Genomic DNA, 5,597 nt, shown 5'->3' with positions numbered 1-5,597 from the left:
AATTAAATTGACCTATATTGGCCATTATCAGAAAATAATAAAAAGTCTCTGATTTTCTTCACCGTGCCCTCCTTGAAGTAGTTGCCACAGCCCCGGATTACAGGGTTAATAGAAGCAATTACCGTTTCAAGGTTTTTGGACTGCTGTCGTCGTGTCCTGTGTTTAATCTCAGCCTTGAACTTCTTCACAGCTTTCTCAGTCAGCCGCCTCCAGCGACCATTGAAATGAAAACCCAAATACTCCATAAAATCAATATTATTCTTGGATTTCAAAGTTAATATAAATCAAAGGCTCTGCATCTCGTTTTCTGTTGACACCAAAAAAATAAATTAAGGTGCATATTAGTATAATATAAATTTTTCCTTTGGTTTTTGCGTTTGGAGTGATCACAATTCACTGATATCCACCAGAGACAACACTCCGCCCACAATAGTAAGCAGCACTCCGATAATAAGTATGGATATATCCATTTGCAGCAGCATAAACAAACAGGACACCAGACCGATTATTGGTAATAGGGGCAGGTTACCGATATTGATAGGGATCCTGAACGGCCGTGTCAATTGTGGTTCTTTGTATCGTAACCAGATGATTGCGGCGTTAATTACAATGAATGTCAGGAACAGGGTGTAGTTGGTGACATTGGCTAAAAATGCAATATTGCCAGTAAAAAGAAAAAGTATGGATAATATCGTGACAGTAAAAATGGCAATCCATGGTGTCCTTCTTCCAGGATGTACCTTTGCAAAAGTATTGGGAAGGGAAAATGAATCAGCCATTCCGTATACCATTCTGGATGCCCCCAGAAGCATAAGGAGGACCGTATTTGCTGTGGCAAAGAGAGCTATCACCGAAAGGAGAATAAAAGCATTATTTCCCATGGCCTCAAAGGCCACCGTTGCAAAAGGAGCATCTGACTGGCTGAGTTTTTCCCATCCCACCACGCTTACTGTAGAAAATGCCACCGCCATGTAGAGAATGATACTGATAATAAGGGCCAGTATCAGGGCTCTGGGGATATTTTTTTCAGGATTCCTCGTTTCCTCCGAAAGCCTGACAACTCCTTCAAATCCTATGAAGGCGAAAAAAATGAGGGCCGATGCTTCAAAGATCCCTTTGAAACCGTGGGGCATATCGAGATAGTCCACATGCCCGAGAAAAGGGATCCCGATAATGAAGATCAAGATCAGTCCGCCTGCTTCAATAAGAGTGAATATGATGGCGACCCTGGCAGATTCTTTAATCCCGTGAAAAAGGATGAACGATAGGATGAGTATAAGTACCACGGCCGAATAGACCAGGGGAACATCGAAGAGAACATTGAAATATCCTGCAAATCCCAGGGCAACAGCAGATGCTCCCACCACGCCGCTGAAGATAATCAACCAGCCTATGATGAACGCCAATTTGCTGCCAAAAGCATTATTGGTATATTCATACTCTGCACTCGCTTTCGGATACATGGAAGAGAGTTCTGCATAGCTGAGTCCTGTAAAGACCGCGATAAGGCTAGCAAGGCCGAAAGATATCCAGACCGAATTCCCTGCCAGCCCGGCGGCCTGCCCGATAAGAGCATAGATGCCGGCACCCAGAATGACTCCCACACCTGCAAGGGTTGCTTCAAGCAGCCCAAGTTCCCGTTTTAATTCTATTTTCTGGCTCATACTTAATCAATAACTCCTGATCACACATATTAAAAAAGAGCTTCTCTTTAACATTGAGTGGGTATCATAGCCAGATTCTTCGCTTGGAAGGGAACTGTTAGGGAAAGAATTCTCCCTGATCTGAAAAATAAAAGAGAATGAGGGATACCCCTCATTACCTTACTACTATCTGCTACTATTCAGGTTTTAGAAGGCAAAATCCTACAGAACTGCCTCTATAATGGCCGATAAATCCACTGTTAATGATGGTTCGGTCATATCCGTGTATTCTTACAATATAACCACATGGTTGCATGTCGCTGGTATCAAGTGCCCACTTACCTGATTCTCCGGTTGTGGGTACAGCAGGATAACTTCGGCTTATCGATGGTGGAGTTTTCCATGTCGATGCTGCATTGCATAATGTTGCACCGGGCAGGACACATAATTGGCCCCCACTTGCCGGAGATGTTGGTTCAGCCCATACCGAGAGTTTTCCGAAATAATCATCAAAGAAGCTATATGTTCCGTGTATGATGTCTCCTTTTCTGAATGTTCCACAAGCCTCAGCAGGTTTGAAGACACCGTCATGAGTATATCCAGTGATATCGATACTGGAGGCGGGCCATTCATTATCAATACGGACCTTGATGATCTGCTGGGTACTATCAGGATTCAATGCCAGATATGTAGTTGCTGTAACGGGATCAAATGCTTCCATCCGGATATCCCATATCCCTTCCATAGTAGCTCCAGTAACCCATTTGGCAAGGACAAAACCTTCTACAAACCGTCTTTCATTCCCTTCCAGATCTTCCAAATAGGTGTAATATCCGTTGGAGTCGATCTTCTGGGTATGATTATAAGGTCCTATGAAGAGAGAACCCACCTGATCCACAAGTTTGACATTGAACGAATTATTCAGCTGCTGCCATGGTTCTCCGGGCAAACTGCGACGTACGAATATCTTATATTTTAGTGGCGTGGCACTCATACCGCCTCCTGTAAAGCTGTTCGGGGGGAATGCAATGTGCCCACTGATAGTGATCACACCACCGAAGGGGCTCTTGTTTGCTGTGAATGCGGCCATAACACCGGTACCGGTAGCAAGTCCTGTGGATGAGTCAATATCATCTATTCCCATGTTCCCAACAACAGATATGAACGGTGTATGGTCACCTTCTTCTATGTCAGGTCCGGGAGTGATATGCACGAGTGTTTGCTTCCGGTTGCCCCATCTGGGGATGTAGTGAGGGTTCCATGAAGGGGGAGCAACTTCCCACGACAGGATAGCCCTTACCTTAACCACTTTTGCTCCATCAGCACATGGCTGGCGTCGCCCGCTCAGGTTCACAGGGAGAAATACGGAATACTGCAATCCTTCGCCAGGTATATCTTTAATATCATGCACATTCACTAATGTTGTTCCCACATATGACCAGCCTGCACCATCTCCCCAGTCGATCCAGAACGCCACATATTCATCACTGCCGGCATCACAGGGATTACCTAAATAACCATTTGCCTTTTTGACTTCAATCACTCCGGCAAGCACATCCTGGTTCGTATTCAATCCAACACATTTCAATTCTTCATATGTTGTATCACCCAAGGGGATGGGGATGAAATTATCAATGATATCAGGGATATCGATCGGGTCAAATCCGATGTCAACCAGTGGATGGATGATTGGTTTTTCATCAGGTAACGAAACGTTCGCATGTGCAATTTTATTTAACTGCAGCCCGCTTTTTCCCATAATCTCATTTATTTTCGTAAATCCGAACCTATGTTTGGGGACCACTTTGTCTTTGTATAAATGAGCAAGTTCAGGGATAGTAAGTTTTTTCGGTGCCCTGAGATCGACCTCTTTTTCAAGATCGAAAACATTTAACATCTCATCGGGAATACTCACATTGGGCATCTTGAGTAAATCTTTTATGATAAAAATCTTGAGCTCTTCAATCTGTATACGTGCTTCAAGAGCATTGCCCCAGACCGGAGTATGATCTGGAGTGTCAGCAGGCGGTGGATCACGCCACGAAAGAATAGCTCGTATTTTTGGCAAGTTCTTAACAAAACAAAATTTATTCTTAGCATCCAGAGTGATACTCAGGTCGTATTCCAAAGGCTTATCACCCGGTATATTATATGCAGTGAAGCTGACCATGCCAATATCTTCCCAATCACCGGTATTATCCCAGTCTACATAGAACCGTACATATTCCGGTGTACCGGCAGAGCAAATATTCCCACCATACCCTGAAGATCTTTTAATATGGACCACAGCTTCAAGTCTTTCAAAGTGGGGATTGAATCCCACACACATGAGCTCTTCATAGCTGGTATTATTCTTTATTACCTTGACAGGTTCGAAAGGACTTACTTTCAGGTTGCCAAAATAGTTCGGGTTCATTGCGATAAGGTATTTAAAATTTACCCGCTCCGATTCACCAATATCAGTTTTACCCGTTAGAATGGAAACAATGTCAGTGAAGCGCTCAGGCCCTATCTGAGGAACGTCCATAACCTCTTTCATGTTGCTGAATTCGCCAATCTGAGATCTTTTTTCAATAATCTTATTTGCAACCTTAATTCCAACATCCACCTCACCAGGAATTTCTATAGTAGCGGCAATATCTTCAGGTTTTTCAGTTTCATTTAAAAATTTCAATACCTTTTTTACTTCCATCGGGTCAATATCTTCAGGTTTGATGATATTGCGTTTAATTGTCGGTATTTTTCCAGACATTATATTAACCTCCCTCGTACCTTATTTCTCACCATTATTCAATACCTCCGGGGTGGAGTGTAAGCTGAAATTCCTTGTTTCAGGTTAGTATTCCATAGATAGACTGTCCAGTATTATGGAATAGAGCGATATTTTGAGTTTGACATAACCATTTCATGAACTGATTTCAAAAAACTCAAATAACTGCTGCTACAACTTATTCCCCACTTCATAATAAATCATATTATATTATAATAATACTATGCTGATAAAACTTGTGGTGACGGATTACTTGATTAGAGATAAATGAACTATTTAGACTTTAATCCTGCTTGAACAATGAAATAAATCCGGTCTTAATATCCCGTTTCTGCTCATTGAGCCTTCGTAAAAAGTACGCAAGCCAACCCTTTCCATAGGGGATATACCCTGAGACCCTATACCCTTCCCTGATCAGGCTTTCCTTTAATTTATCCCTGACCCCCATCAACATCTGGTACTCAAAGTTCCTGGGATAGGTTTTATTCAGCTCTTTGGCCAGTTCGATCAGGCTGCTATCGTGGGTCGCTATGGCGATAAGTCCTGGCCCCCCATTTTTGAATAACGATTCCATCTGGCTGGCAAAGGCCTCAGTTACTTTATCGTGGTTTTTTATAATTATTTCAGCCGATTCGTTATACGCACCTTTACACAGGCGAATGTTACCACCAATAGCAGATAGTTCTTTAAGGTCATCAGGTGTCCTGAACAGGTATGCCTGGATGGCTATTCCCAGATTTTTGTGACTGGAAAAAAGATGTTTGTAGATGTCAATGATCGCTTGGGTATAGGGGCTTCCTTCCATATCGATCCAGATTAAAATACCTGAATCCGATGCCTTCCTTACCAACGGTTCCAATGTACTGATACAGGTTTGCGTATCCTTCATAAGACCAAGCTGGGTTGGTTTTACAGATATGGAACTATCAAGTTGTTCGCTTTTGACAGCGTCCAGTAAACGACTATATTCTACTGCTGAAGCTCCAATTAATTCAATATCTTCATTGTGTTCTCCTACATGATTGATAATGCTGCGAATTCTGCGGCTGTTTGCTGATCGTGCTCTTTCAACGGCATCTTCAAGATATTCTCCTGCAACCCAACGTTTTGCGAAATGAATCAGGATTCCCATTTTCTCTCCCAATTAAATTAAGGGATATAACTTATTAAGCTTTTTGATGATT

The 5,597-nt window shown here is 42.6% G+C and carries 4 protein-coding genes; all 4 read right to left on the bottom strand.

All coding sequences use genetic code 11. The features are described 5' to 3' along the window. Positions 1–2 precede the first annotated feature (2 nt). The 4 genes from IBX40_10605 to IBX40_10590 all read right to left on the bottom strand — a co-directional run bounded on the left by IBX40_10605 (position 3) and on the right by IBX40_10590 (position 5,545). Entirely contained in the window at positions 3–272 is a 270-nt protein-coding gene (locus IBX40_10605; protein MBE0524768.1) for a hypothetical protein, read from the bottom strand. A 114-nt stretch (positions 273–386) separates the two neighbouring features. Further along, positions 387–1,664: an amino acid permease gene (locus IBX40_10600; protein ID MBE0524767.1), complete on the bottom strand. Its 1,278-nt coding sequence runs from the start codon at positions 1,662–1,664 to the stop codon at positions 387–389. A gap of 175 nt (positions 1,665–1,839) precedes the next feature. Then, positions 1,840–4,395 (bottom strand): helix-hairpin-helix domain-containing protein, encoded by a 2,556-nt coding sequence (locus tag IBX40_10595; GenBank protein ID MBE0524766.1) that lies wholly within the window; start codon positions 4,393–4,395, stop codon positions 1,840–1,842. A gap of 301 nt (positions 4,396–4,696) precedes the next feature. Further along, positions 4,697–5,545 (bottom strand): proline dehydrogenase family protein, encoded by an 849-nt coding sequence (locus IBX40_10590; protein MBE0524765.1) that lies wholly within the window; start codon positions 5,543–5,545, stop codon positions 4,697–4,699. Positions 5,546–5,597: the final 52 nt, after the last annotated feature.

The sequence above is a fragment of the Methanosarcinales archaeon genome, from assembly GCA_014859725.1.
Lineage (GTDB): Archaea > Halobacteriota > Methanosarcinia > Methanosarcinales > Methanocomedenaceae > Kmv04.
This window is presented reverse-complemented; position numbering and strand designations above follow the sequence as displayed.